This is a genomic window from Klebsiella sp. C283, from assembly GCF_048822555.1.
Taxonomy (GTDB): Bacteria; Pseudomonadota; Gammaproteobacteria; order Enterobacterales; family Enterobacteriaceae; genus Klebsiella; species Klebsiella quasipneumoniae.
The window spans coordinates 156272-180954 of the sequence record NZ_JBMEZS010000005.1 but is presented as its reverse complement, the minus strand read 5'-3'; the positions used below and the strand labels follow the sequence as shown (position 1 = coordinate 180954).

At 61.3% G+C, this 24683-nt stretch carries 26 protein-coding genes; 12 read left to right on the top strand and 14 right to left on the bottom strand.

The window, feature by feature from the left end; genetic code table 11:
- Positions 1 to 39: 39 nt before the first annotated feature.
- Positions 40 to 2403 carry a TonB-dependent receptor domain-containing protein gene (locus ACOI7Z_RS11530; RefSeq protein WP_087849620.1) on the bottom strand — a complete coding sequence of 788 codons (2364 nt, stop codon included), beginning with the start codon at positions 2401 to 2403 and terminating at the stop codon, positions 40 to 42.
- Positions 2404 to 2618: 215 nt separating this feature from the next.
- On the opposite strand from ACOI7Z_RS11530, the gene ACOI7Z_RS11525 reads away from it, so the two are divergent.
- Both ACOI7Z_RS11525 and ACOI7Z_RS11520 read left to right on the top strand, forming a co-directional pair.
- Positions 2619 to 2912 carry a SelT/SelW/SelH family protein gene (locus tag ACOI7Z_RS11525; RefSeq protein WP_004205627.1) on the top strand — a complete coding sequence of 98 codons (294 nt, stop codon included), beginning with the start codon at positions 2619 to 2621 and terminating at the stop codon, positions 2910 to 2912.
- A gap of 77 nt (positions 2913 to 2989) precedes the next feature.
- Complete coding sequence (locus ACOI7Z_RS11520; RefSeq protein ID WP_087849619.1) at positions 2990 to 3331, top strand: nitrous oxide-stimulated promoter family protein; 342 nt, start codon at positions 2990 to 2992, stop codon at positions 3329 to 3331.
- 59 nt (positions 3332 to 3390) lie between these two features.
- Here the strand turns inward: ACOI7Z_RS11520 and ACOI7Z_RS11515 are convergent, their stop codons facing one another.
- From ACOI7Z_RS11515 to hypA, 10 genes are all read right to left on the bottom strand, one after another.
- A complete protein-coding gene (locus ACOI7Z_RS11515) occupies positions 3391 to 4245 on the bottom strand; it encodes a metal ABC transporter permease (RefSeq protein WP_087849618.1) in 855 nt (284 codons plus the stop codon).
- Positions 4239 to 5087 carry an iron/manganese ABC transporter permease subunit SitC gene (sitC, locus tag ACOI7Z_RS11510; protein ID WP_087849617.1) on the bottom strand — a complete coding sequence of 283 codons (849 nt, stop codon included), beginning with the start codon at positions 5085 to 5087 and terminating at the stop codon, positions 4239 to 4241. Before sitC ends, ACOI7Z_RS11515 begins: the two co-directional genes overlap by 7 nt.
- The gene (locus tag ACOI7Z_RS11505; protein WP_032453885.1) at positions 5084 to 5905 is read right to left on the bottom strand and encodes a manganese/iron ABC transporter ATP-binding protein; all 822 of its coding nucleotides are present in this window, start codon (positions 5903 to 5905) and stop codon (positions 5084 to 5086) included. Before ACOI7Z_RS11505 ends, sitC begins: the two co-directional genes overlap by 4 nt.
- Positions 5902 to 6819 (bottom strand): metal ABC transporter substrate-binding protein, encoded by a 918-nt coding sequence (locus ACOI7Z_RS11500; protein WP_087849616.1) that lies wholly within the window; start codon positions 6817 to 6819, stop codon positions 5902 to 5904. The genes ACOI7Z_RS11505 and ACOI7Z_RS11500 overlap by 4 nt, the downstream gene beginning before the upstream one ends.
- 310 nt (positions 6820 to 7129) lie before the next feature.
- Entirely contained in the window at positions 7130 to 9202 is a 2073-nt protein-coding gene (gene flhA / locus ACOI7Z_RS11495; RefSeq protein WP_023290801.1) for a formate hydrogenlyase transcriptional activator FlhA, read from the bottom strand.
- Positions 9203 to 9437: 235 nt separating this feature from the next.
- Positions 9438 to 10448: a hydrogenase expression/formation protein HypE gene (gene hypE, locus ACOI7Z_RS11490; protein WP_048335100.1), complete on the bottom strand. Its 1011-nt coding sequence runs from the start codon at positions 10446 to 10448 to the stop codon at positions 9438 to 9440.
- Positions 10445 to 11566 (bottom strand): hydrogenase formation protein HypD, encoded by a 1122-nt coding sequence (hypD, locus tag ACOI7Z_RS11485; protein WP_048335098.1) that lies wholly within the window; start codon positions 11564 to 11566, stop codon positions 10445 to 10447. The genes hypE and hypD overlap by 4 nt, the downstream gene beginning before the upstream one ends.
- Entirely contained in the window at positions 11566 to 11838 is a 273-nt protein-coding gene (locus tag ACOI7Z_RS11480) for a HypC/HybG/HupF family hydrogenase formation chaperone (RefSeq protein WP_002914934.1), read from the bottom strand. Before ACOI7Z_RS11480 ends, hypD begins: the two co-directional genes overlap by 1 nt.
- Positions 11829 to 12701 (bottom strand): hydrogenase nickel incorporation protein HypB, encoded by an 873-nt coding sequence (gene hypB / locus ACOI7Z_RS11475; protein ID WP_023290798.1) that lies wholly within the window; start codon positions 12699 to 12701, stop codon positions 11829 to 11831. Before hypB ends, ACOI7Z_RS11480 begins: the two co-directional genes overlap by 10 nt.
- A 3-nt stretch (positions 12702 to 12704) precedes the next feature.
- Positions 12705 to 13049: a hydrogenase maturation nickel metallochaperone HypA gene (hypA, locus tag ACOI7Z_RS11470; protein ID WP_004205644.1), complete on the bottom strand. Its 345-nt coding sequence runs from the start codon at positions 13047 to 13049 to the stop codon at positions 12705 to 12707.
- Positions 13050 to 13259: 210 nt separating this feature from the next.
- On the opposite strand from hypA, the gene hycA reads away from it, so the two are divergent.
- From hycA to hycI, 9 genes are all read left to right on the top strand, one after another.
- On the top strand, positions 13260 to 13709 hold the full coding sequence (gene hycA / locus ACOI7Z_RS11465) for a formate hydrogenlyase regulator HycA (RefSeq protein ID WP_004205645.1): 450 nt from the start codon (positions 13260 to 13262) through the stop codon (positions 13707 to 13709).
- Between the two features lie 82 nt (positions 13710 to 13791).
- Positions 13792 to 14400, top strand: a complete 609-nt coding sequence (locus tag ACOI7Z_RS11460) for a 4Fe-4S dicluster domain-containing protein (RefSeq protein WP_023290796.1) — start codon at positions 13792 to 13794, stop codon at positions 14398 to 14400.
- Positions 14397 to 16223 (top strand): formate hydrogenlyase subunit 3, encoded by a 1827-nt coding sequence (hycC, locus tag ACOI7Z_RS11455; protein ID WP_087849615.1) that lies wholly within the window; start codon positions 14397 to 14399, stop codon positions 16221 to 16223. The genes ACOI7Z_RS11460 and hycC overlap by 4 nt, the downstream gene beginning before the upstream one ends.
- A gap of 2 nt (positions 16224 to 16225) precedes the next feature.
- Positions 16226 to 17149 (top strand): respiratory chain complex I subunit 1 family protein, encoded by a 924-nt coding sequence (locus tag ACOI7Z_RS11450; RefSeq protein ID WP_023290794.1) that lies wholly within the window; start codon positions 16226 to 16228, stop codon positions 17147 to 17149.
- Positions 17150 to 17165: 16 nt separating this feature from the next.
- Positions 17166 to 18875 (top strand): formate hydrogenlyase subunit HycE, encoded by a 1710-nt coding sequence (gene hycE, locus ACOI7Z_RS11445; protein ID WP_004151044.1) that lies wholly within the window; start codon positions 17166 to 17168, stop codon positions 18873 to 18875.
- Between the two features lie 9 nt (positions 18876 to 18884).
- Positions 18885 to 19427, top strand: a complete 543-nt coding sequence (locus tag ACOI7Z_RS11440; protein ID WP_023290793.1) for a formate hydrogenlyase complex iron-sulfur subunit — start codon at positions 18885 to 18887, stop codon at positions 19425 to 19427.
- The gene (locus ACOI7Z_RS11435; RefSeq protein WP_002914891.1) at positions 19427 to 20194 is read left to right on the top strand and encodes an NADH-quinone oxidoreductase subunit B family protein; all 768 of its coding nucleotides are present in this window, start codon (positions 19427 to 19429) and stop codon (positions 20192 to 20194) included. Before ACOI7Z_RS11440 ends, ACOI7Z_RS11435 begins: the two co-directional genes overlap by 1 nt.
- A complete protein-coding gene (locus tag ACOI7Z_RS11430) occupies positions 20191 to 20601 on the top strand; it encodes a formate hydrogenlyase maturation HycH family protein (RefSeq protein WP_023290792.1) in 411 nt (136 codons plus the stop codon). Before ACOI7Z_RS11435 ends, ACOI7Z_RS11430 begins: the two co-directional genes overlap by 4 nt.
- Complete coding sequence (hycI, locus tag ACOI7Z_RS11425; RefSeq protein WP_087849614.1) at positions 20594 to 21064, top strand: hydrogenase maturation peptidase HycI; 471 nt, start codon at positions 20594 to 20596, stop codon at positions 21062 to 21064. The genes ACOI7Z_RS11430 and hycI overlap by 8 nt, the downstream gene beginning before the upstream one ends.
- 11 nt (positions 21065 to 21075) lie before the next feature.
- Here the strand turns inward: hycI and ACOI7Z_RS11420 are convergent, their stop codons facing one another.
- The 3 genes from ACOI7Z_RS11420 to ascF form a co-directional block, all read right to left on the bottom strand.
- Entirely contained in the window at positions 21076 to 21369 is a 294-nt protein-coding gene (locus ACOI7Z_RS11420) for a SymE family type I addiction module toxin (protein ID WP_023290790.1), read from the bottom strand.
- 180 nt (positions 21370 to 21549) lie between these two features.
- Positions 21550 to 22974 carry a 6-phospho-beta-glucosidase gene (locus ACOI7Z_RS11415; protein ID WP_065881942.1) on the bottom strand — a complete coding sequence of 475 codons (1425 nt, stop codon included), beginning with the start codon at positions 22972 to 22974 and terminating at the stop codon, positions 21550 to 21552.
- 26 nt (positions 22975 to 23000) lie between these two features.
- Entirely contained in the window at positions 23001 to 24443 is a 1443-nt protein-coding gene (gene ascF / locus ACOI7Z_RS11410) for a PTS cellobiose/arbutin/salicin transporter subunit IIBC (protein WP_049014476.1), read from the bottom strand.
- Between the two features lie 65 nt (positions 24444 to 24508).
- On the opposite strand from ascF, the gene ACOI7Z_RS11405 reads away from it, so the two are divergent.
- Positions 24509 to 24655 (top strand): hypothetical protein, encoded by a 147-nt coding sequence (locus tag ACOI7Z_RS11405; RefSeq protein WP_158238858.1) that lies wholly within the window; start codon positions 24509 to 24511, stop codon positions 24653 to 24655.
- Positions 24656 to 24683 lie beyond the last annotated feature (28 nt).

Here is a 24683-nt window from a genome sequence, read left to right as displayed (position 1 = left end):
GGCCGGCGGGCCGGGGCAGGTGAGTTGTTATTCGGGCAATCAGAAGTCGACGTTGACCCCAAGCTGCCAGGTGCGGCCCGGCATGACCGCCAGCGCTTTATCATTGGCGTCCTGGCTGGTGCCGGTCTCGATATTGCGGCTGCTCAGGTAATCCCAGTATTTACGATCGGTGAGGTTGTAGACCCCGCCATTGAGGCGCACGTTTTTCGCTACCTGCCAGTACGCGGTCCAGTCCAGCATGCCGTAGCCCGGCACGCGCATATAGTCGCTGCTGGCATCGGCGATGGCGGACCCGCTATTGCTGTAGCTTTCGCGGTTGGTGGCGGTCGCCTGTTTCCCCTTGACGAAGGTCGCCGTCAGGGCGGTGCCGTAGCGTTTCGCCGGATCGTCCCACGCCACGCCGACGATAGCTTTCATCGGCGCTACGCTGTCGAGGTCGACGTATTTATCGCCGCTGTAGCTGGATTTCGATTTCCCTTCGCTATAGCCGAAGGCGAGGGTGGCGCTCAGGCCGTTCACCTGCTCAAACCAGGTGCCAAAGTTAAATTTGGTGCTGATCTCACCGCCGTAGATATAGGCTTTATCGCGGTTTTCCGCCTGATAAATGGTGTAGATGTTCGACGGCACGTTAGTGAACTGGCCCGGATTATTCGCCCGGGTATAGCGGGTATAGGCGATAAAGTTCTTATAGCTGTTGTAGAACAGCGCTGTGCGCAGGGTGATGCCTTCGGTAACTTCCCCCTTCAGACCCCACTCGAGATTATCGCTGGTTTCCGTCTTCAGATCGGTATTGCCGATCAGGGCATACTGCTGGCTGCCGGCGTAGCTGGACCCAAGGTTCCAGGATCCATACAGCTGGCTGGCGTTGGGGAACTGCGCGCCGCGCTGGTACTGCAGGTAGGTCATCAGGCGCGGGGTGAGGTCGTACTGGAAGGTCAACGACGGCAGAACCTGGGTATCGCTGTTTTTACCGTACAGATTCGCCACCGACGATTCGGTCAGCGCACTGCTGTTGGCGGCAAGGTCGGACAGATTTTCCGGCTTCGTCGATTGATGCACCACGCGCACGCCGGGAATAATGGCGAAGTTGTGGCTATCAAGGTCGAAGTTGATCTTATCCTGGACAAAGCCGCCGAGAGTGTAGCTGCGGCTGTCCGCCTCCGGCTGCATGATCTCGCTGTAAACGCTGGGGATCGGCGACTGGCTGAAGGGCCGCTGGGTTTTGCTGGTGCTGGCGTTAAAGCCGGCGCTCAGATCGTGGCGGCCCAGGGTTTTCGCCAGCGCGGTCTGCAGGCCCCAGGTGTCGGTGTCGTAGTTGGAGTTCACCGTCTGCATTCTGCGGGTGACGCTGTCCGGCATATACGTCCAGTCATGGGCTTCGGTATGCTGGTAATAGATTTTACTGGAGACGCTGTCGAGGTAGTCATTCATCGGCGTCCAGTCATCCTTCAGGCTCAGGCCCCAGCGTCGGGTCTGGCTGGTCTGGTTGGCGGTGCCGATGGTGCTGTTGCCGCTGGAGTCCCAGGTATCGTAGTGGGTGTGGTTGGTTTTATGGTAATAGTCGAAGGTGCTGGTTAGCTTGTGCTCGTCGTTGGGCTGCCAGATCCCGGAGGCCAGAAAGGCATCGGAGTGCCAGTTCGCCGGGTAGGCGTCGACGGTGCCGCTGTTGTTTTCGGTTTCCTGACCGTCACGGCGGCTGTAGACCAAAATGCCGCGCAGGAACTCATCGCCGCCGGCGACGGTCACCCCGTTGTGCCAGCTGCGATCCGCGGAGTCGTAGCCGCTGCGATAGCCGAAGGCGCTGGTTTTGCCCGGGCGCAGGTAATCATCCGCCGATTTCGGGCGGAAGGAGACATTCCCTCCGATGGCGCTGTTGGCCGTTTCCGTCGAGGTGGCGCCGGACTGGATATCCACGCTGCCGTACATATACGGATCGATATAATCGCGGCCGATGCCGAAGGTATTGAGTCCGGCGCGGCCGACGTAGCCGCGGCCGGTGGCGTTGGGCTGGGCGATACCGTCCACGTCGATGCCGACGCGGTTGCTCTCCATGCCGCGAATGTTGTAGCCGGTGTAGCCCCCGCGGTCGAAGCCGCTTTTGCCGTTGCCGGAGCCGCCGCTGGCCCCGGTGGCGCTGATGAGCGGCTCATAACGCATGATCGAGCCGAAATCGTTAGCGCCTTTATCCTCCAGATCCCGGGCGCTGATGCTGTGCTCGTTACCGGCTTTTTGCGCCGGCGCGGGAGCGGTGACGGTCATTTGTTCCGAGGTGTCATCCACCGCCTCGCCGCTAACGGCGGAAGTGCCTGCCGCGACGGCAGAAGTTTGATAAATTGCTGCAAGCAAAGAGGTCACCAGCAGGCGTTTTTTACACCCTGCTGCTGACGGAGTCGATTTGTACATAGTCGCCACGCCTTGATCGTTATTAGTATCGGCTCACGCGTTACTTCCAGAGTTGCAGGTTGCTCCGTCTTTTCCGTTGCGGATGGGGTCTTACTCCATTTGTTGATTGCGAATGGTAATGATAGGTATTATCGTTTGCAACAAAATAATCATGTGTTCTTCATTTAAACTGCACTTTGTTTACAATTTGCCCTTTCAGCCTGAGCGAGACGACGATGAATTCAAAAGCGGCTATCACCATCACCTATTGTTCCCAGTGCAACTGGATGCTGCGCGCCAGCTGGATGGCGCAGGAGCTGTTACACACCTTCAGCACCGATATCGCCTCGGTGACGCTGGTGCCGGGCACCGGCGGGATCTTTACTATCGATATCGACGGCCAGCAGATCTGGGAGCGCAAGCAGGATGGCGGCTTTCCGGATGCGGCAGAGCTGAAACGCCGGGTGCGCGATGTCTGCTTCCCGGAAAAAGCATTGGGGCATGTTGATAAACCCGCTAACCCGACCTAATCGTTAGGAAAGCGGCTGCGTGGCCCGTTTAAAAGGTGTATTATTGATGCATCTTTTTGTGGGGAGGGAAGTTGACGGTGGGCAAACGTATCGAACGTGAAAAGCAGACGATCGGACGGATGATTGGGCTTTATCAGCGCCGCTGTCCGGATGCCCGCGACGACGGCGAGCACTATCAGGCGCTGAAGGCCTATGCCGACAAGCGGCTTGATAAGTGCGTGTTTGGCGACAATAAACCGGCCTGCAAGCAGTGTCCGGTACACTGCTATCAGCCGGCGAAGCGCGAAGAGATGAAGCAGATTATGCGCTGGGCCGGGCCACGAATGCTCTGGCGCCACCCGATCCTGACCCTTCGCCATCTGCTGGATGACAGGCGGCCGGTGCCGCCGCTGCCGGAAAAATATCGACCGAAAAAATAGCGGCTTTCCCCGGCCTGGGCTGCGCGCGGCCGGGGGACAAGCGCAGCCCCGGTAAGGCGTTAGCCGCCACCGGGGATGGTTGCTGAAGCCTTCTGTTTCTGACTATCCCGGATCGTGCTTGTCACAAAGGCGAACACAAACAGCGCGCTGAACAGCACCACGATAGTCGGCGCCGGCGCGCTATCGAGATAAAACGCCAGCCACACCCCTCCCGCCGAGCAGCAGACCGCTACCGCCACCGCCAGCAGCAGGGCGTGGATAAAGCGCCGTACCAGCAGGAGCGCAATCGCCCCGGGGGCAATCAGCAGCGAAATCGACAGAATAATCCCTACCGACTGCAGCGTCGCGACGATGGTCAGGGCGATCATGCACAGCATGCCGTAGTGCAGCAGTCCGCCGCGCAGGCCGCTGGCTTTGGCCTGCGTCGGATCGAAGGCGTGCAACAAAAAATCCCGCCATTTCAGCCCGATAATCAGCGCAATCACCAGCGCGATAGCCACCGTTTGTCCAATATCGCTGAGGGAGATGCCGAGCATGTCGCCGAACAGAATATGGTCGAGATGGACGTCGGACTGGATCGCTACGTACAGCACCAGCCCGGCGCCAAACATGCCGGAGAAGACAATCCCCATGATGGTATCGCGTTTGAGGCGGCTGTTATCGTCGAGAAAACCGGTCGTCACGGCGCAGAGCAGCCCGGCGATAAACGCGCCGATGGCGAAGGGGATGCCGATAATGTAGGCCAGCACCACGCCGGGAAAGACCGCGTGGCTCATGGCGTCGCCCATCAGCGCCCAGCCTTTGAGCACCAGAAAGACCGACAGCAGCGCGCAGGGCACGGCAACGACCATCGATACTGTTATCGCGTTGACCATAAAAGGAAACTGGAACGGGGCCAGGAACAGATTCAGCATGCGGCCTCCCCGGCGCGGCGGCGGTTGGCCAGCAGGCCATGCTTTGGCGCGAAGATAAAGGTGATGAGGAACAGCAGCGTTTGCGCCACCACGATAATGCCGCCGGTGGCGCCGTCGAGGTAGTAACTGAGCCAGGCGCCGAAGAAGCTGGTCAGGCTGCCGATGGCGACGGCGATGGCCAGCAGGCGCGGGAAGCGGTCGGTTAACAGCCAGGCGGTGGCCCCGGGAGTGACCACCAGGCAGATGACCAGAAAGGCGCCGACGGTCTGCAGCGCCGCTACGGTGCAGGCCGCCAGCAGGGTAAAGAACAGCAGCTTCAGGCCGCGGGTATTCAGACCAATCGAGCGGGCGTGGTTTTCATCGAAGAAAGTCACCATCAGATCTTTCCACTTCAGCAGCAGGATCGCCATCGAGATAAAGCCGATCGCCGCCAGCTGGATAATATCCTCCGGGGCGATGGCCAGAATATTGCCGAGGATAATGGTCTGGATATTCACCGACGTCGGGTTCAGCGACACCATAAACAGTCCGATACCGAAGAAGGAGGAGAAGATCAGGCCGATAATCGCATCCTCTTTCAGCCGCGATCGCTGCTGCAAAAACAGCATACTGCCCGCCGCCAGGCCGCCCGAGAGAAACGCGCCGAGGGCAAACGGCAGGCCGAGCATATAGGCCCCGGCGACGCCGGGCACAATCGAGTGGGAAAGGGCGTCGCCAATCAGCGACCAGCCTTTGAGCATCAGGTAGCAGGAGAGAAAGGCGCAGACACCGCCCACCAGCGCCGCCACCCACATCGCATTGAGCATATAGTGATAGCCAAACGGCTCCAGCAGCCAGCTCATCGTGGGCCTCCCGCCGCGCGCCGGCTGATAAACGGCCGCTCGTCATCGGTGATAATCTGCGCTTCCGCACCGGTGAGCGCGACGTGGCGCAGTACGCCGCTGAAAGCCCGCTCCAGATTCTCGGCGGTGAAGGTGGTTTCTGTCGGGCCGCTGGCCAGCACGGTGCCTTTAACCATCACCGTGTAATCGCAAAATTCACTTACGGACCCGAGATTATGGGTGGAGACCAGCATGGTACAGCCCTCATCGCGGAGCTCGCGCAGCAGGCTGATGATCCGCGCTTCGGTCTGCACATCGACGCCGGTAAAAGGCTCATCCAGCAGGATCACCTGGCCCTGCTGAGCGATGGCGCGGGCAAGGAAGACGCGCTTTTTCTGCCCGCCGGAGAGCTCGCCAATTTGCCGATGGCGGTACTCGCTCATGCCCACGCGGGCCAGCGCGGCATCGACAATCTCGCGATCGCGCGGCTTTGCCCGCCGCAGCCAGCCCATATGGCCGTAGCGGCCCATCATCACCACATCCTCCACCAGCACCGGGAAGGACCAGTCCACCTCTTCCGACTGTGGGACATAGGCGACCAGGTTCTGGCGCAGCGCGCGGTTGACCGGCTGGCCGAGGATGGCGATCTCGCCGTGACCGACGCGCACAAAGCCCATCAGCGCTTTAAACAGTGTGGATTTACCCGAGCCGTTAACCCCCACCAGCGCGGCAATGGCGCCGCGCGGTACGCTGAACGAGGCGTCGCGCAGGGCGGTGTGGCCGTTGCGCCAGGTAACGGTGAGCTGGTCGACATACAGACCCGCTTGCGCTGTATTCATGGCTGTTTCCTCATCCCGTCCTGGATACCGTTGACGATGGTTTCGGTGGTGACGCGCAGCAGGTCGAGCCAGGTCGGCACCGGGCCGTCGGCGGCGCTCAGCGAATCGACATACAGCACGCCGCCGTAGTGGGCGCCGGCTTCGCGCGCCACCTGACGCGCCGGTTTATCGGAGATGGTGCTTTCGCTGAAGATGGTCGGGATGCGTTCTTTCTTCATGGTGTCGATAACCTTGCGAACCTGTTGCGGAGTGCCCTGCTGGTCGGCATTAATCGGCCACAGATACAGTTCGCGCAGACCATAGTCGCGGGCCAGATAGGAGAAGGCCCCCTCGCTGGTGACCAGCCAGCGCTTATCCTCGGGCAGTTGCGCCAGTCTGGCCTGCAGCGGCGCCATCGTCTGGCGGATCTTCTCTTTATAGGCCTCGGCGTTGCGGCGATAGGTGTCGGCGTGAGGCGGATCGTATTTCACCAGCGCATCGCGAATATTATCGACATAGATCAGGGCGTTATCTGCCGACATCCAGGCATGGGGATTGGGCTTCCCGCTATAGGGGCCTGCGCTGATGCCCATCGGCTGGATCCCCTCGCTGACCACCACCTCCGGGACGCCCTGCAGGTGCTGATAAAAGCGGGCAAACCACCGTTCGAGATTGAGACCGTTGCTGAGGATCAGCTGCGCCCCCTGCGCGCGTTTGATATCGCCGGGAGTAGGCTGGTAGTCGTGGATCTCCGCGCCCGGTTTGGTGATGGAGCTGACGACGGCGGCATCGCCGGCCACGTTCTGCGCCATATCGGCGATAACCGTGAAGGTGGTGATAACCCTGAATTTCTCCTGCGCCGAGGCCGGCGCCGCGGCCAGCAGGGCCAGCGCGCTGGCCAGCAGCCATGATTTCAGCGGTGTCAGGTGCAGCATAGGATCCCTCGCAATGATGTGGTTAATTTCTCAGCGTTTATAGCCATTGCTATGTTATATAGCACAAGCTATTTATAAATGAAAATAATTCTTATTTGCATGCGTGGGTAATGATTAGAGCGAGAACGATTTTGTCACGGGGATTTAAATTAACCCGGGCTGCATTGTGCTGACCCGGGTGACATGCGGTATTCGGTTTACCGGCTCGCAAGCCGGGCGCCTTCGGGGGAAAGTGCTGCGTGTGTGCTGGGTGCGGCGACGCCTTGCCCGGCCAGCAACACCTGCGATGATAAATAAATAGCAGGCGAGGCTACACCAGCTCGTCTTTATTAATGCCCAGCCGCTTCATGCGCGACAGGAGCGTGGTGCGCTTCAGCCCCAGCCGCTGGGCGGCGCCCTTCGGCCCGGCCACCACGCCGTTGCTCTCCTTCAGCACCCGGACGATCAGCTGATATTCATCTTCGCCTTCCTCAGGCAGGACCTCTGGCGACCGTGGAGGCTCGACGATATCCCGCTCCGGCAGGGAGAGCTGCAGCACGTTACCCCGGGTCAGCAGCACCGCCCGTTCGATGACGTTTTCCAGCTCGCGCACGTTGCCCGGCCACTCCATGCGCGTCAGGGTACGCAGGGTCTCCGCCGGAATGCTGTCGATATTGCGTCCCATGCGGCGGGCGATTTTGAAGGTAAAGGCCTTCACCAGCAGCGGGATATCGTCGGGGCGCTCGCGCAGCGGCGGCAGGTGGATCGGGAACACGTTGAGCCGGTAGTAGAGATCGCTGCGGAATTCCCTGTCGATAACCATCTGCTTGAGATCGCGGTTGGTGGCGGCGATCAGTCGGACGTCGGTCTGGATCAGCTTGTTGCTCCCCAGGCGCTCGAACTCCTGCTCCTGGAGAACGCGCAGCAGCTTGGGCTGCAGCTCCAGCGGCATATCGCCCACTTCATCAAGGAACAGGGAGCTTTTGTCCGCCAGTTCGAAGCGGCCGATACGCTGGGCGCTGGCCCCGGTGAAGGCTCCGCGTTCGTGGCCGAACAGATCGCTCTCCAGCAGACCGGCGGGCATCGCGGCGCAGTTCATCTTCACCATCCGCCGACTGTTTCGTCCGCTGAGGTTATGAATGGCGCGGGCGATAAGCTCTTTGCCGGTGCCGGTTTCACCGAGGATCAGCACGGTGCTGTCGCTATGGGCCACCATCTCGACCTGCTTGAGCACATTGTTCATCGCCTCGCTGCGGCCGATGATCTCCCCGAATTCGCTCTCGACATTGTTGAGCTGCTCGGTGAGGGCGAGGTTCTCATCCACCAGTCGCTCTTTCAGGCGCTGAATTTCACGGTAGGCGAGGGCGTTATCGATAGCGATCGACACCCGCTCGGCGATCTGCCGCAGCAGCTTGAGATTGGTGGTGGTAAATACCTGTTCGTCGCATTGCGCCAGCTTCAGCACCCCGAGCAGGGTGTTGCCGGACATCAGCGGCAGCAGGCACAGGGTCTGGATCTTGTTGCCCCACATTTCGAAGAGCATTTTCTCGTACGGCGCGAGGGTGTCATGCTCGTGCAGATTAAGCAGCAGCATCTCTTTGCTTTTGAACACGCGCTCGGTGAGGGTGCCCGCTTCATCTACCTCGCTCTGGTCGTGAACCGGATGGCTGGCATCGAGATAGTGTGTGGAATAGATGTTGAGCTTCCCTTTGCGGTTGCTGCGCAGCACCACGCTGATGGCGTCGATCCGGAAGTAGCGATGGATCTCTTTCGCCACCTCGCTGACCAGCTCGTCGATATCCAGACGTGAGAGGACCGCGTTGGTGATCGCCACCAGGATGCGGAAGTTGTCGCGCTCGTGGCACAGCAGATCGTAATCGACGTTATTGCTGACCCGGTTCTGAATCTGCTCGCTGACGACGGCGACGATCTGCGCGAAGGTATGCAGCCGCTGGAACTCTTTCTCGCTCCATGGCCGGTTGTCACGGCGCAGAAATTCGCAACCGCCGAAGATCCGCCCGTCGGCCGCCAGCGGCAGCAGCGAGTAGTACCCGAACGGGCGATAGATCCCGCTGCGGATAAGCTGCGGCCAGGTGTCGGCAAAGGTCTCATGATCGCAATGCAGAGCATCCGGCCGGGAGAGTAAGCGGCGCACCGGTCCGTGGGCGAGCACGGTTTCATCTTCGTAGCTCACCGGCTGGCCTGCCTCATCGCAGGCGTATCTGGCCGCGCGGTGGTTGCCTGCGTTCCACAGGATAATGGCCGCTTCGTCGGCCAGTGCGGACTGTTGCACCAGGCGGGTCAGGGTTTCGCTCAGCGCAGCCAGATCGGGCTGCTGTAATAAAAGCCGGGTGATATCAAACAGACCCTGCTGGCCGAGATCGCTCATCGGTGTATACGACATGGCTTACATCCAAAACGCGCCGGCAACGCGGCGCATAAGAAAATGATGGTACAAATAATAGTATGTTAATAAAGCGGTTATTGCCGCTTTAACCCATCCGTGGGCGCCCGCTGGTTTGGGCGGGACAATCATGCTGGCTTTTCCCGGCTCGCGCTGCGCTTAGCCGGGCTACATGTGCGCGCCGTGTTGTAGCCTGGATAAGGCGCCAGCCGCTATCCGGGACCCGACGCCGTGGTTAACAAATTCTCGGCAGCGGCTCGGCGTGGGGAAGATCGAGCGTCCGCTTCACGCCGTACAGCCCGACGGAACGCACGCCCGGGCGGGCGACCACCTCGCCGATTATCGCCGCCTCGCGTCCCAGGGCGTGAGACCGTATATGCGCCAGCACGTTTTCCGCTTCTTCGCGGGCGACGGCGATCACCAGCTTGCCTTCATTGGCGAAGTTCAGGGCGTCCAGCCCGAGCAGCTCGCAGACTCCGCGCACGGTGTCGTTGACCGGCAGCTTCGCCTCGTGCAGTTCAATGCCGCAGCCGCTGGCGGCGGCGAACTCATGGGCGACGGCATTGACGCCGCCGCGGGTGGCGTCGCGCAGGGCTTTGACGCCGCGCAGCGGCCGCAGGGTTTGGATCAGCGGCGTCAGCACCGCGCAGTCGCTGGACAGCGCGCCGTCGAGCCCCATCTGCTCGCGCAGATTAAGGATGGTGGCGCCATGATCCCCCAGCGTGCCGCTGACCAGCAGCACATCGCCGGCGCTGATCTGCTGCGTCCCCCAGCGAACGTCTGCCGGGATGGCGCCGATGCCGGCGGTGTTAATAAACAGCTTATCCGCCGCGCCGCGCGGCACCACTTTGGTGTCGCCGGTAACGATGGCGATCCCTGCCGCCCGGGCGGTATCGGCCATGCTGGCGACCACCGCTTCCAGGGTAGCCATCTCCAGCCCCTCTTCGAGAATAAACCCGCAGGAAAGATAGCGGGGGATGGCGCCGCTGACCGCCACATCGTTGGCGGTACCGCAGACGGCCAGCTTGCCGATATTGCCGCCGGGAAAGAACAGCGGGTCAATCACATAGCTGTCGGTGGAGAAGGCGAGACGATCCCCCTGGGCGGCAAGCGCCGCCAGATCGAGACGCGCCTGATCCTCCTGCTCCGCCAGCCAGGGGTTGGCGAAAGCCTGCATAAACAGGTCGCCGATCAGCTGCTGCATTGCCTGACCGCCGCTACCGTGGGCTAACTGGACGCTTTTCATGCTTCATATTCCTGACTGCGATATTGATACCAGGCGGCGCAGGCCCCTTCCGAGGAGACCATCAGCGCGCCAAAGGCGCTTTGCGGGTTGCAGGTGCTGGCGAAGAGCGGGCACTGGTGCGGTTTACAGCGGCCGGTCAACACCTCGCCGCAGCGGGCGCGCGGGTCGTCGCACACGCGCTGCGGCGCCGGGCGGAAATGGGCCTCGGCATCGAAGCGCTGATAGGCCGGCGTGAGGTGCACGCCGGAGTCGCTGATGACCCCCAGACCGCGCCATTCGCTGTCGCCATCAAGGCAAAACACGTCGGCCATCGCCGCCTGCGCCAGCGGGTTGCCGGCATCCGGCACTACGCGGCGGTACTGATTTTCCACCTCGCTACGCTGCGCTATTGTCTGCTCAACCAGCATCACCGCGCCTTGCAGTAGATCAAGAGGTTCGAAACCGGCGACCACTAACGGGCGATGATAGTCGCTGGCGATAAAGCCGTAGGCTTCTGTGCCGATCACCATACTGACGTGGCCGGGGGCGAGAAAGGCGTCGATACCGTTGTCCGGCTGATCCAGCAGACTGCGCAGGGTCGGCAGCAGGGTGATGTGCTGGCAGAAAAAGAAGAAATTATCGACGTTGCGCTCCCGCGCCTGACGCAGGGTGAGGGCGGTGGCGGGCATGGTGGTTTCGAAACCGAGACCGAAAAAGACCACTTCACGCTGCGGGTTTTGCTGCGCCAGCCGCAGGGCGTCCATCGGCGAATAAACGATGCGGACATCGGCGCCGCGGGCTTTCGCCTGCAGCAGTGAGCCGTTTTTGCCCGGTACGCGCATGGCGTCGCCGAAGGTACAGAAGATAACCCCCGGACGACTGGCAATCTCAATGCAGGCGTCGATGCGCCCCATCGGCAGGACGCACACCGGGCAGCCGGGCCCATGAATAAATTCAATATTCTCCGGCAACAGCTGGTCGAGACCGAACTTAAAAATGGCATGGGTATGACCGCCGCAGACCTCCATGATGCGCAGCGGTCGCGCGGCGGTGTGCGGCAGCAGATGGGCACGCTGCTGAAGATGGGCCACCAACTGCATGACCTGCTCAGGGGCGCGGTATTCGTCAACGTAACGCATTATCGCTCCTCGCCGTACAGCAGGGCGCCGACGTCCGGCTCTACGTCAAACATATTTTGCAGCGCTTCGAGAGTGTCGCGGGCTTCGGCTTCATTAATCACGCTCATGGCGAACCCGACGTGCACCAGCACCCACTGGCCGAGACGCGGCTGGCCCTGCTCGTCAACGGCGCCCACCAGCGTCAGGTCGACGTCGCGCTGAATGCCGCAGACTTCCACCTTCGCCAGCACGCCGTCGATGGCGCAAATTTGTCCCGGAATGCCTATGCACATCGCTGCGTCTCCAGCCAGGTGAGCCACTGATCCATGCCTTCGCCGCTGGTGGCGGAGAGGAGGATAATGTCAATATGCGGATTGACCTCGCGGGCGCAGGCCAGGCACTTCTCGACGTCGAAATTGAGATACGGCAGCAGGTCGACCTTGTTGAGCAGCATCAGGCTGGCGGCGGCGAACATATGCGGATACTTCAGCGGCTTGTCTTCGCCTTCCGTGACCGACAGCACCGCCACCTTATGGCGTTCGCCGAGATCAAAGCTCGCCGGGCAGACCAGGTTGCCGACGTTTTCAATAAACAGAATGCCGTGGTCAGCCAGCGGCAGGCGCGGGGCGGCGTCGGCGATCATCTGGGCGTCGAGATGGCAGCCTTTCCCGGTGTTGACCTGAATCGCCGGGGTGCCGGTGGCGCGAATGCGGGCGGCGTCATTGACCGTTTGCTGGTCGCCTTCAATCACTGCGCAGTCGGCACGCCCTTTCAGCCGGGTGAGGGTTTCGGTGAGCAGGGTGGTTTTGCCGGAGCCGGGGCTGGAAACCAGATTCAGCACCAGCTGCTGCTTAGCCGCAAAGCGCGCGCGGTTGCGCGCCGCCAGACGGTTGTTTTTATCCAGCACGTCGATTTCCACTTCCAGCATGCGCCGCTGGCTCTGGCCCGGGGCGTGAGTCCCCGCTTCGCCATGGCCGTAATGCAGATCGCCCTCTGTCGTGCGGGTGGGGGCGAAGTGGTCGGTTTTTACGCCGGTGATGGTCATCGTCTGGCGTGGGGCGGGCGCGAAGGGGGCGCTGCGGAACGCGGAATGCGGGTTTCGTTCGTCTCCTTCAATATAGAGGTTGCCTTCTCCACAGCCGCATGTTGTACACATAATTTACTCCAATTCTAAACGCTGAATCTGTAAGCCGTCATCCGCCACGATCTGTAGCTGGTCGTTATTGCAGTGCGGGCAGCGGCGGACGTGCTGCGAGACAAGATGGACGTACTGCTGACAGCGTTCGCACCAGCATTCAGCCTGTTGTTCGGCGATATGCAGTTCGCACCCCTCCGCCAGCGTGCCGCGGCAGACCAGCTCAAAGCAGAAGGTCAGGGCGCTGGCTTCCACGCAGGAAAACGCTCCCACCTTAAGCCACACGCCGGTCACCCGCCGCGCGCCGGCCTGCTGCGCCTGTTGTTCAATAATTTCCAGCGCCCGCTGGCTGAGGGTGATTTCGTGCATAGTCGCCTCCGTATCGCGATGCGCCTTTTATGCAATAACGGTGCCAGAACGGACTCGTAGTGGCAGGAAATGTCGATGACGACGCGCCGGGGCTGTCATCGACATGTCGCGTCGGCAGGGAATAAATTTAAAAATATAATTAAATCAAATAAATAAAATGTGGCACGGAAAATGCTTAGACGGTGCATCTCATGCTACGGAGAAACCGATATGACTATTTGGGAAATAAGTGAAAAGGCGGATTACATCGCCGACCGTCACCGGCAGCAGCAGGAGCAGTGGCATATCTACTGTAACTCGCTGGTTCAGGGGATCACCCTGTCGAAAGCCCGCCTGCATCACGCGATGAGCTGCGCGCCGGACAAAGAGCTGTGCTTCGTGCTGTTCGGCCATTTTCAGGTGTTCGTCGCCCTGGCGGAAGGCTTCAACAGCCACACCATTGAATACTACGTCGAAAACAAAGGCGGCGGCGATAAGTATCTGATTGCTCAGGCCACGCTCGCCGCGGATGGCACGGTGGACGGGCGGATCAGCAACCGCTCCCGCGACCAGGTGCTGGAGCATTATCTGGCGATTATCGCCACCGTCTATGACCGTCTGTACGACGCCATGGAGCAAGACCAACCGGTGGACTTAAGCCATCTGGCCCTGACCCACTGATCGCAAGGTGTCGACACGTGTCGAAAATGACACCTGCGCAACCTGATTTCGTCAAAAGTGACTTTCACCCGAGGATGACCCGGTGAACCGTTTTGTAATTGCTGACTCCACTGTCTGTATCGGCTGCCGCACCTGCGAAGCCGCCTGCTCTGAGACGCATCGCCAGCACGGCCTGCAGGCTATGCCGCGGCTGCAGGTGATGCGTAATGAAAAAGAATCGGCACCGCAGATGTGCCACCACTGCGAAGACGCCCCCTGCGCCGCTGTCTGCCCGGTAAACGCCATCCAGCGCGTCGATGGCGCCGTCCAGCTCAACGAGAGCCTGTGCGTAAGCTGCAAACTGTGCGGCATCGCCTGCCCGTTTGGCGCGATCGAATTTTCCGGCAGCCGTCCGCTGGATATTCCGGCCAATGCCAATACCCGGCTGGCGCCCCCCGCGCCGCCGGCGCCGGCCCGCGTCAGCTCGCTGCTCGACTGGGTGCCGGGCGTGCGCGCCATTGCCGTGAAATGCGACCTCTGCCACTTCGATGACCAGGGCCCGGCCTGCGTGCGGACCTGTCCGACCAAAGCGCTGATGCTGGTGGATAGCCGTGATATCGCCCAGGCCAGCAAGCGTAAACGCCAGCTGACCTTTAATACCGACCTTGGCGACTTGTCGTTGTTCCAGGCGCAACAGGGGGAGAGGGAATGAGTGTAATTGGATTAGTCAATCAGGCGGTGACATGGTACGCCGCCAGCGCTGTGCTGGCCTTTGTGTTTGCCATGCGTAAACCGCTCAGCGGCGCCATTGCCGGGATCGGCGGCGCGGTGGCCAGCGCCATGCTGGTGGTTGCCGGCGGCGCCGCGCTGCTGATGCCGGATCGGATCCACGGCGGCATGCTGCAATTTCTCCATCTGACGATGCGGGTGGGCGGCGTCAATGCCCTGTGGCTGCTGGCCATCGGCCTGTCGGCGCTGCCGGTGTCGCTGTTTAACATTAGCTGGCATCGCCACCCGCAGGTGAAGGCCAACGGCCTGCTGGTCAACCTGCTGCTGGCCGCCGCCACCTGCGCGGTGGTGGTGACCAACATCGGTTCGCTGGTGGTGATGGCGGAGATCATGGCGCTCTGCGCGGCGTTTCTCACCGGCTGCGCCGCCTCCGGCAAGCTGTGGTTTGCGCTGGGTCGTCTCGGCACGCTGTTGATGGCATGGACCTGCTGGCTGGTGTGGTCGACCTACGGCACCCTCGAGCTGGCGCAGATCAATCTCCGGGCGGTGGATATGATGCAGAACCCGCTGCTGTGGCTGCCGGGGCTGGCGGGGTTCGCCCTGCTGGCGGGGGCGATCCCGCTGCATGGTTGGGCGCCGCAGGCTCACGCCGGGGCCAGCGCGCCGGCCGCCGCGCTGTTTTCCTCTGTGGTCATGAAGGTCGGTCTGTACGGCATGTTAACCGTTTCGCTGGCCGGCGGCGTGCCGCCGCTGTGGTGGGGCGTGATGCTGCTGGTGCTGGGGATGATCACCGCCTTCATCGGCGGGCTGTATGCGTTGATGGAGCATAACATTCAGCGCCTGCTGGCCTATCACACCCTGGAGAATATCGGCATCATCCTGCTCGGGCTGGGCGCCTTCGTCACCGGCGTGGCCACCCGCAACAGCACGCTGATGGTGCTGGGCTTCATCGGCGGCATGTATCACCTGATTAACCACAGCCTGTTCAAAACTACGCTGTTCCTCGGCGCCGGGGCGGTGTGGTTCCGCACCGGCCATCGCGATATCGAAAAGCTCGGCGGCATCGGTAAAAAAATGCCGCTGATCTCCCTCGCCATGCTGGTGGGGCTGATGGCGATGGCGGCCTTGCCGCCGCTGAACGGCTTCGCCGGCGAGTGGGTCATCTACCAGTCCTTCTTCAAAATGAGCACCAGTGACCTGTTTATTGGCCGTCTGCTGGGGCCGCTGCTGGCGGTTGGCCTGGCGATCACCGGCGCGCTGGCGGTGATGTGTATGGCCAAAGTCTATGGTGTCACCTTCCTCGGCGCGCCGCGGAGCAAAGAGGCGGAAAACGCCACCTGCGCCCCCTGGCTGATGACCCTGAGCGTGGTCATGGCGGCGGTCTTCTGCCTCGTTGGCGGCATTGCCGCGCCGTGGCTGCTGCCGCTGGTGAGCGGCGCCTTCCCGCTGCAGGCCCAGGTGTCGAGCGTGGTGTCGCAGCCGATGATCGCGCTGCTGCTTATCGCCTGCCCGCTGCTGCCGTTCCTGCTGATGATCTTCTTTAAAGGCGATCGCCTGGCGGCGCGCTCGCGCGGCGCGGCCTGGGTCTGCGGCTACGATCACGAACAGTCGATGGTGGTCACCGCCCACGGTTTCGCCATGCCGGTGAAAGAGGCCTTTGCGCCGCTGCTGAAGCTGCGTCACTGGCTGAATCCGGTGCGTCTGGTGCCGGGCTGGCAATCGGCCTCGGCGCCGGCGCTGCTGCGCGGAATGGCGCTGGTTGAGCTGGCGGTGCTGGTGGTGATTGTCATTTCCCGAGGAGCCTGAGAATGAGTCTGTTAATTGCATTGCTACAGGCGCTGGCGCTGTTTGCCGTCGCGCCGCTGTTATCCGGGATCGTCCGCGTCGCCCGCGCGCGGCTGCATAACCGCCGCGGACCGGGCGTGCTGCAGGAGTATCGGGATATCCTGAAATTGCTGGGCCGCCAGAGCGTCGGTCCCGACGCCTCGGGCTGGGTGTTCCGCCTGACGCCGTACGTCATGGTGGGCGTGATGCTGACCATCGCCACCGCCTTGCCGGTGGTGACGGTGGACTCTCCGCTGCCGGTGCTTGGGGATCTCATCACCCTGATCTACCTGTTCGCCATCGCCCGTTTCTTCTTCGCGATTTCCGGTCTGGACACCGGCAGCCCGTTTACCGCGCTGGGCAGCAGCCGCGAAGCGATGCTCGGCGTGCTGGTGGAACCGATCCTGCTGCTGGGCCTGTGGGTCGCCGCGCAGGTGGCGGGCTCCACCCATATCAGCAGTATCACCGACACCCTTTATCACTGGCCGGCAGCGCGCAGCATTCCACTAATTCTGGCGCTGTGCGCCTGCGCCTTCGCCACCTTTATCGAGATGGGCAAACTGCCGTTCGATCTGGCGGAAGCGGAGCAAGAGCTGCAGGAGGGGCCGCTTTCCGAGTACAGCGGCAGCGGCTTTGGCATCCTGAAGTGGGGCATCAGCCTCAAACAGCTGGTGGTGCTGCAGATGTTTGTCGGGGTCTTTTTCCCGTGGGGCCAGATGACTAGCTTCAGCGTCGGCGGCCTGCTGCTGGCGCTGGTGGTGGCCGTCGTCAAGCTGGTGGTTGGCGTGCTGATCATCGCGCTGTTTGAAAACAGCATGGCGCGTCTGCGCTTCTGTGCCACCTCCCGCGTCACCTGGGCCGGGTTTGGTTTCGCCTTTTTAGCTTTCGTCTCCTTGCTGGTGGCGTGATTAAGAGAGTTTGAGCATGTCTGAAGAAAAAATCGGTCAACACTATCTTGCGGCGCTGCACCAGGCCTTTCCGGGCGTGGTGCTGGACGAAGCCTGGCAGACCAAAGACCAGTTAACCATCACCGTGAAGGTCAATTACCTGCCGGAAGTCGTGGAGTTTCTCTACTACCAGCAGGGCGGCTGGCTGTCGGTGCTGTTCGGTAACGATGAACGTAAGCTGAACGGCCACTACGCGGTCTATTACGTGCTGTCGATGGAGCAGGGCACCAAATGCTGGATCACCGTGCGTGTGGAAGTGGATGCCAACAAACCGGAATACCCATCGGTGACGCCGCGCGTGCCGGCGGCGGTGTGGGGCGAGCGCGAAGTGCGCGATATGTACGGCCTCGTGCCGGTTGGCCTGCCTGACGAACGCCGTCTGGTGCTGCCGGACGACTGGCCGGACGAACTCTATCCGCTGCGTAAAGACAGCATGGACTATCGCCAGCGTCCGGCGCCGACCACCGACGCCGAAACCTACGAGTTCATCAACGAGCTGGGCAGCAAGAAAAACAACGTGGTGCCGATCGGCCCGCTGCACGTCACTTCCGATGAGCCCGGCCACTTCCGCCTGTTCGTTGACGGCGAGAATATTATCGATGCCGATTACCGTCTGTTCTATGTCCATCGCGGGATGGAGAAGCTGGCGGAAACCCGCATGGGTTATAACGAAGTCACCTTCCTGTCGGACCGGGTGTGCGGCATCTGCGGCTTCGCCCACAGCACCGCTTATACCACCTCGGTGGAGAATGCGATGGGCATCGTGGTGCCGGAGCGGGCGCAGATGATCCGCGCCATTCTGCTGGAGGTGGAACGCCTGCATTCGCACCTCCTGAACCTCGGTCTGGCCTGCCACTTCACCGGCTTCGACTCCGGCTTTATGCAGTTCTTCCGCGTGCGCGAAACCTCGATGAAGATGGCCGAGATCCTCACCGGCGCGCGGAAAACCTACGGTCTGAACCTGATCGGCGGGATCCGCCGCGACCTGCTGAAAGAGGACATGATCCAGACCCGCCAGCTGGCGCAGCAGATGCGTCGCGACGTGCAGGAGCTGGTGGATATGCTGCTCAGCACCCCGAACATGGAGCAGCGTACTGTCGGCATTGGCCGTCTGGACCCGGAAATCGCCCGCGACTTCAGCAACGTCGGCCCGATGGTGCGCGCCAGCGGCCACGCCCGCGACACCCGCGCCGACCATCCGTTCGTCGGCTACGGCCTGCTGCCGATGGAAGTCCACAGCGAGCAGGGCTGCGACGTGATCTCCCGCCTCAAGGTGCGGATCAACGAGGTTTATACCGCGCTGAACATGATCGACTTTGGCCTCGATAATCTGCCGGGCGGTCCGCTGATGGTGGAGGGCTTCACCTATATTCCGCACCGCTTCGCGCTGGGCTTCTCAGAAGCGCCGCGTGGGGATGATATCCACTGGAGCATGACCGGCGACAACCAGAAGCTGTACCGCTGGCGCTGCCGGGCGGCGACCTACGCCAACTGGCCGACTCTGCGCTATATGCTGCGCGGCAATACCGTTTCCGATGCGCCGCTGATCATCGGCAGCCTTGACCCGTGCTACTCCTGTACCGACCGCATGACCGTGGTCGATGTCCGCAAGAAGAAGAGCAAAGTGGTGCCGTACAAAGAGCTGGAGCGCTATAGCATCGAGCGTAAAAACTCGCCGCTGAAATAAGGAATCGCCATGTTTACCTTTATTAAAAAAGTGATTAAGACCGGCACCGCGACGCACGCCTATCCGCTGGAGCCGATGCCGGTAGATAAAAACTTCCGCGGCAAGCCGGAGCATAACCCGCAGCAGTGTATCGGCTGCGCGGCCTGCGTGAACGCCTGCCCGTCGAACGCCCTGACGGTAGAGACCGATCTGGCCACTAACCAGCTGGCGTGGCAGTTCAACCTCGGGCGCTGCATCTTCTGCGGCCGCTGTGAAGAGGTCTGCCCGACGGCGGCGATTAAGCTGTCGCCGGAGTATGAGCTGGCGGTGTGGAAGAAAGAGGATTTCCTCCAGCAGTCGCGCTTCGCTATCTGCCACTGCCGGGAGTGCCAGCGGCCGTTCGCGGTGCAGAAGGAGATCGACTACGCCATCGCGCTGCTCAAGCATAACGGCGACACCCGCGCCGAGCTGCACCGCGAAAGCTTCGAAACCTGCCCGGAATGCAAGCGCCAGAAATGCCTGGTGCCGTCCGATCGTATTGAACTGACCCGCCACATGAGGGAGGCCAGCTGATGAGCACTTTACTTGGCCCACGCGATGAAAACGGCATTCCGGTGCCGATGACGGTGGATGAATCCATCGCCAGCATGAAGGCCTCGCTGCTGAAGAAAATCAAACGCTCCGCCTACGTTTATCGCGTCGACTGCGGCGGCTGTAACGGCTGCGAAATCGAAATTTTCGCTACCCTTTCGCCGCTGTTCGACGCGGAACGCTTCGGGATTAAGGTGGTGCCTTCGCCGCGCCATGCCGATATCCTGCTGTTTACCGGGGCGGTGACCCGCGCGATGCGCTCCCCGGCGCTGCGCGCCTGGCAGTCGGCGCCGGATCCAAAGATTTGTATCTCCTACGGCGCCTGCGGCAACAGCGGCGGCATCTTCCACGATCTGTACTGCGTCTGGGGCGGTACCGATAAAATCGTACCGGTCGATGTCTATATCCCGGGCTGCCCGCCGACGCCCGCCGCCACCCTGTACGGCTTCGCCATGGCCCTCGGCCTGCTGGAGCAGAAAATTCACGCCCGCCTGCCGGGCGAGCTTGACGAACAGCCGACCGAGCTGCTGCACGCCGATATGGTGCAACCCCTGCGGGTGCGCATCGATCGTGAAGCGCGCCGTCTGGCGGGCTATCGCTATGGTCGGCAGATTGCCGACGACTATATGCGTCTGCTCGGCCAGGGCGACAGCCAGGTGCTGCGCTGGCTGGAGGCGGAGAAAGATCCGCGTCTGACCGAGATCGTCACCCATCTCAACCAGGTGGTCGAGGGGGCGCGTATCCGATGAGCGAGACGGTGGTGTTCAGTCAGCTGAGCCGTAAATTTATTGATGAGAACGACGCCACGCCGGATCAGGCGCAGCAGGTGGTCTATTACAGCCTGGCGATTGGCCACCACCTCGGCGTTATCGACTGTCTTGAGGCGGCGCTGAGCTGCCCGTGGGACGCGTATCTGGCATGGATCGCCACCCTTGAGGCCGGCAGCGTCGCGCGACGCAAAATGGAGGGGGTGCCGAAGTATGGCGAAATCGTCATCGACAGCAGCCATGTGGCAATGCTGGCCAACGCCTTTGATAAAGCGCAGTCCGCGCAGACCCCGCAGCAGCAGGCGTGGAGCAAAACAATGCTCAGCATGCTGCATGATATTCACCAGGAAAGCGCCATCTACCTGATGGTGAGGAGATTACGTGACTGACGTTTTACTCTGTGTCGGCAACAGTATGATGGGCGACGACGGCGCCGGCCCGCTGCTGGCGGAGATGTGTGCGGCGAACCCGGCCGGCCAGTGGGTAGTCATCGACGGCGGCAGCGCGCCGGAAAACGACATCGTGGCGATCCGCGAATTACGCCCCGAACGCCTGCTGATCGTCGATGCCACCGATATGGGCCTAAACCCCGGCGACATTCGCGTCATCGACCCCGACGACATCGCCGAGATGTTTATGATGACCACCCATAACATGCCGCTCAACTATCTGGTCGATCAGCTGAAAGAGGACGTCGGCGAAGTGATCTTCCTCGGCATTCAGCCGGATATTGTCGGTTTTTATTATCCGATGACCCAGCCGGTGAAAGAGGCCGTTGCCCGGGTGTACCAGCAGTTGGCAGGCTGGCAGGGCCACGGCGGCTTTGCCCGGCTGGACGCCGCAGACGATTAACCCAGCGGTGCTCAGGGCTCCCCGACGGCGCGCGACTGACCGGCCGGGAGCCCCGTTACCGGCGGCGCCAGCTCAAGATTCTCTATCACTAATTTACCGGGCGACACCGAGACTCTGACCTGCGTGCCGACCGGGAATCCCGCCTGCTCCAGCCAGTCGCCGTTCAGGCTCAGCGCCGCATGGCGGGTGTAGCGCCGCGTCTCCCGCGTTTTGCGGTTCTCATGGCGTTTTCTGACATATCCCACGGTTAACTGGCGAATGGCCCTGGCGATCCCTCCGGCTGCGGTGGTGTGCTGTGCGTTCATGATGTGCTCCTTGCTGAAGATACCCCTGAAAATATACTGGATAAAATACCAGTTGTTGTGAACGGGAGGCAAACCAGAAACTGGAATCAGGCTCGAGAAAAAAACATGTAATAGATGCAACAGAAAGCAGCGCCCGTCCCCCGGTTAGCGCGGAGAGACGGGCGAGCGCGGGAGACGCGCTTAGTCGAGGTCGGCGCCGTTGCTGGCTATCACCTTCTGGTACCAGAAGAACGACTTTTTACGCTTGCGCGCCAGCGTGCCGTTGCCGGCGTCGTCGCGATCGACATAGACAAAGCCGTAGCGCTTGCTCATCTCGCCGGTTGACGCCGAGACCAGATCGATGCAGCCCCAGCTGGTATAGCCCAGCACCGGAATACCATCGCCGATGGCGTCGCGCATCGCCTTGATGTGCTCGCGCAGGTAGCTGATGCGATAGTCGTCATTGATCTCCCCCCTGGCGTCAATCTCGTCCCGGGCGCCGAGCCCGTTTTCCACCAGGAACAGCGGTTTCTGATAGCGGTCGTACATCATGTTCATGGTGATGCGCAGGCCCAGCGGGTCGATGCCCCAGCCCCATTCGCTGGCCGGAATGTGCGGGTTCTTCAGCGACTTGACGATGTTGGCGGCATTGGTGTTGCTGGCGTTCATCTCCGCCGAGGCGCAGCGCGAGGCGTAGTAGCTAAAGGAGACGAAATCGACGGTGTTTTTGAGGATCTCATCATCGCCCGGCTGCTTCACAATGGTGACCCCCTTTTCCCGGAATACCCGCGCGGCCCATACCGGGTAGGCGCCGCGCGCCTGGACGTCAATAAAGAACAGGTTTTCGCGGTCCTTCTCCAGCGCCATCCATACATCTTCCGGCTTGCAGGAGTATGGGTAGAAATTACCGCCCGCCAGCATGCAGCCGACCTGATTCTGCGGGTTTATCTCGTGGGCGATTTTTGTCGCCAGCGCGCTGGCCACCAGCTCGTGATGCGCCGCCTGGTACTTCACCTGCTCCTGATTTTCTCCCTCTTCAAACACCAGCCCGGCGCCGGAGTAGGGGCTGTGCAGCATAATGTTGATTTCATTGAAGGTGAGCCAGTATTTCACCAGACCGTCAAAAGCTTCAAAGCAGGTGCGGGCGTAGTGGCTGAAGAAATCGACCATTTTGCGGTTGCGCCAGGAGCCGTACTCCATCACCAGGTGCATCGGCACGTCAAAATGGCACAACGTCACCAGCGGCTCGATACCGTGCTTTTTGCACTCCTCGAACAGCGAACGATAGAAGGCGATGCCCTGCGGATTCGGCTGCTGCTCGTCGCCGCGCGGGAACAGGCGGCTCCAGGCGATGGAGGTGCGAAAGACGCTGAACCCCATCTCCGCCATCAGGGCGATATCTTCCTTGTAGCGGTGGTAGAAATCGATCGCCTCGTGGCTGGGGTAGAATTCGTCTTCGCGAAGCGTGAAGCGCTTCTCCAGGCCTAATTTTACCGGCAGACGGTGGGCGCCGTGGGGGAGGGTATCCACGGTGGCCATCCCTTTCCCCCCTTCGCGCCATGCGCCTTCTGACTGGTTGGCGGCCAGTGCGCCGCCCCATAAAAATCCCTGTGGGAAACTCGCCATGCGTTACCTCGTTATCAATGGTGTGTTCAGGCGTGGGTTGCCTGGGCCTGGGCCTGGCGCGCTCGGGCGTCGGCGGCGGCCTGTTCAACGGGAATATCTTCAAAGCCGAGGATCAGCGTCAGGGCAAACGACAGCACTACCGACAGCGCCATCACGCCAAACACCCAGACGATGGTCATTGGATTGGCTGGATCGAAAAACTGCACGCTGGTAAACAGCCCTGGCGCCGCCATTGAATGGCTGGCCAGACCGGCGATTCCCGCCACCGCGCCGCAGATAAAGCCGCTGATTAAGCTGGCGATCAGCGGGCGTTTCAGGCGCACCGCCACGCCGTACAGCGCCGGTTCGGAAATCCCGGCCAGAATCGCCGATGCCGCGGCGGCCAGCGCCGTCTGGCGCAATTCCGGGTTTTTCGTTTTCCACGCCACCGCCAGCGACGAGCCGCCGAGCGACAGGTTGGCGCCGATCTCCGACGGCATTACCATGCCCTCTTTGCCGGTTTCGGCGATGGTCTGAATGATTGTCGGCGTAAAGACCCGGTGCATGCCGGTCATCACCAGCAGCGGCCACAGCCCGCCCATGATCGCCACCGACAGCCAGCCGAGATAGCTGTGGATCGTATAGACCAGCGCGGAAATGGCGCTGCCGATCCAGATGCCGAGCGGGCCAATCAGCAGGATCGCCAGCGGGGCGGCGATCAGCACGATCAGCATCGGCTTAAGGAAGTTTTTCGTCACCGCCGGGGTAATGCGATCCACCCAGCGTTCGATATACGACAGGCACCAGGTCATCACCAGCGCCGGGATCACCGTGTAGGTGTATTTCACCGCGGTCACCGGAATAAGGGCAAATTCGACGTGTTCGCCCTGGGCGGCTTTGGCCATTAATTCGATAAACCCGGGATGTACCAGCACCCCGGCGATAGCGATGGCCAGCGACATATTGGTTTTGAATTTCACCGCCGCGGAGGCGGCCACCATCAGCGGCAGGAAGAAAAACGCGCCGTCGCCGATAAGCGTCAGGAGGGTCAGCGTCGGCGAGCCTTTCGGCAACGCGCCGCTCATCTCAAGGATCATCGCCAGCAGCTTGACCATCGATCCGCCGATAATCGCCGGGATCAGCGGCGACATGGTGCCGATCAGCGCGTCGAGGATCCCGGCGCCGATGCGTTTCAGGGTGATCGGCGCTTTGCCCTGCGGCTCGACCGGGCGCAGGTCGCCAGGCAGCAGATTCACTACCTCGCGATAGGCCTGAGAGACCGTGTTGCCGATGATCACCTGGCACTGGTTATCGCTGCGCACGACGCCGAGCACCCCGGTCAGGCCTTTCAGGGTAGGGCTATCGACCTGTTCGTTGTCTTTGACCACGAAGCGCAGACGCGTCATGCAGTGGGTCACGGCGACGACGTTATCGACTCCGCCTAATGCCGCGACTATCTGTTGCGCCAGGGCTGCATAATTTTTCGACATCGGATTTTATCCTGTTTATCAATAGGGTACTGATCTGTTACCGCGCCGCATCGTCGGGCGATACCATGCTTTATAGGAAACCGGTTCCACAAAATCATGGTGAGTTTCATTTGATTGCACAAGAAATAAAAAAAGATGATCTCATTTTTGTGATTTTGATCGCGAAGCGTCGCGGCGAGCAGGATCGCGGTGGTGAGCGGGGGATGCTGTAAAAGCCAGAAACGTGCAGTACACTGCCTG

What these genes read in the sequence shown, in the direction of transcription:
- flhA (WP_023290801.1), bottom strand. Translation starts at nt 9,202, where the DNA reads ATGTCGTATACACCGATGAGCGATCTCGGCCAGCAGGGTCTGTTTGAT.
- ACOI7Z_RS11440 (WP_023290793.1), top strand. Translation starts at nt 18,885, where the DNA reads ATGTTTACCTTTATTAAAAAAGTGATTAAGACCGGCACCGCGACGCAC.
- hycA (WP_004205645.1), top strand. Translation starts at nt 13,260, where the DNA reads ATGACTATTTGGGAAATAAGTGAAAAGGCGGATTACATCGCCGACCGT.
- ascF (WP_049014476.1), bottom strand. Translation starts at nt 24,443, where the DNA reads ATGTCGAAAAATTATGCAGCCCTGGCGCAACAGATAGTCGCGGCATTA.
- ACOI7Z_RS11500 (WP_087849616.1), bottom strand. Translation starts at nt 6,819, where the DNA reads ATGCTGCACCTGACACCGCTGAAATCATGGCTGCTGGCCAGCGCGCTG.
- hypB (WP_023290798.1), bottom strand. Translation starts at nt 12,701, where the DNA reads ATGTGTACAACATGCGGCTGTGGAGAAGGCAACCTCTATATTGAAGGA.
- ACOI7Z_RS11435 (WP_002914891.1), top strand. Translation starts at nt 19,427, where the DNA reads ATGAGCACTTTACTTGGCCCACGCGATGAAAACGGCATTCCGGTGCCG.
- ACOI7Z_RS11515 (WP_087849618.1), bottom strand. Translation starts at nt 4,245, where the DNA reads ATGCTGAATCTGTTCCTGGCCCCGTTCCAGTTTCCTTTTATGGTCAAC.
- ACOI7Z_RS11530 (WP_087849620.1), bottom strand. Translation starts at nt 2,403, where the DNA reads ATGTACAAATCGACTCCGTCAGCAGCAGGGTGTAAAAAACGCCTGCTG.
- ACOI7Z_RS11415 (WP_065881942.1), bottom strand. Translation starts at nt 22,974, where the DNA reads ATGGCGAGTTTCCCACAGGGATTTTTATGGGGCGGCGCACTGGCCGCC.
- ACOI7Z_RS11420 (WP_023290790.1), bottom strand. Translation starts at nt 21,369, where the DNA reads ATGAACGCACAGCACACCACCGCAGCCGGAGGGATCGCCAGGGCCATT.
- ACOI7Z_RS11405 (WP_158238858.1), top strand. Translation starts at nt 24,509, where the DNA reads ATGCTTTATAGGAAACCGGTTCCACAAAATCATGGTGAGTTTCATTTG.
- ACOI7Z_RS11480 (WP_002914934.1), bottom strand. Translation starts at nt 11,838, where the DNA reads ATGTGCATAGGCATTCCGGGACAAATTTGCGCCATCGACGGCGTGCTG.
- sitC (WP_087849617.1), bottom strand. Translation starts at nt 5,087, where the DNA reads ATGAGCTGGCTGCTGGAGCCGTTTGGCTATCACTATATGCTCAATGCG.
- hypE (WP_048335100.1), bottom strand. Translation starts at nt 10,448, where the DNA reads ATGAAAAGCGTCCAGTTAGCCCACGGTAGCGGCGGTCAGGCAATGCAG.
- ACOI7Z_RS11430 (WP_023290792.1), top strand. Translation starts at nt 20,191, where the DNA reads ATGAGCGAGACGGTGGTGTTCAGTCAGCTGAGCCGTAAATTTATTGAT.
- hypA (WP_004205644.1), bottom strand. Translation starts at nt 13,049, where the DNA reads ATGCACGAAATCACCCTCAGCCAGCGGGCGCTGGAAATTATTGAACAA.
- ACOI7Z_RS11525 (WP_004205627.1), top strand. Translation starts at nt 2,619, where the DNA reads ATGAATTCAAAAGCGGCTATCACCATCACCTATTGTTCCCAGTGCAAC.
- ACOI7Z_RS11505 (WP_032453885.1), bottom strand. Translation starts at nt 5,905, where the DNA reads ATGAATACAGCGCAAGCGGGTCTGTATGTCGACCAGCTCACCGTTACC.
- hypD (WP_048335098.1), bottom strand. Translation starts at nt 11,566, where the DNA reads ATGCGTTACGTTGACGAATACCGCGCCCCTGAGCAGGTCATGCAGTTG.
- hycE (WP_004151044.1), top strand. Translation starts at nt 17,166, where the DNA reads ATGTCTGAAGAAAAAATCGGTCAACACTATCTTGCGGCGCTGCACCAG.
- ACOI7Z_RS11450 (WP_023290794.1), top strand. Translation starts at nt 16,226, where the DNA reads ATGAGTCTGTTAATTGCATTGCTACAGGCGCTGGCGCTGTTTGCCGTC.
- hycC (WP_087849615.1), top strand. Translation starts at nt 14,397, where the DNA reads ATGAGTGTAATTGGATTAGTCAATCAGGCGGTGACATGGTACGCCGCC.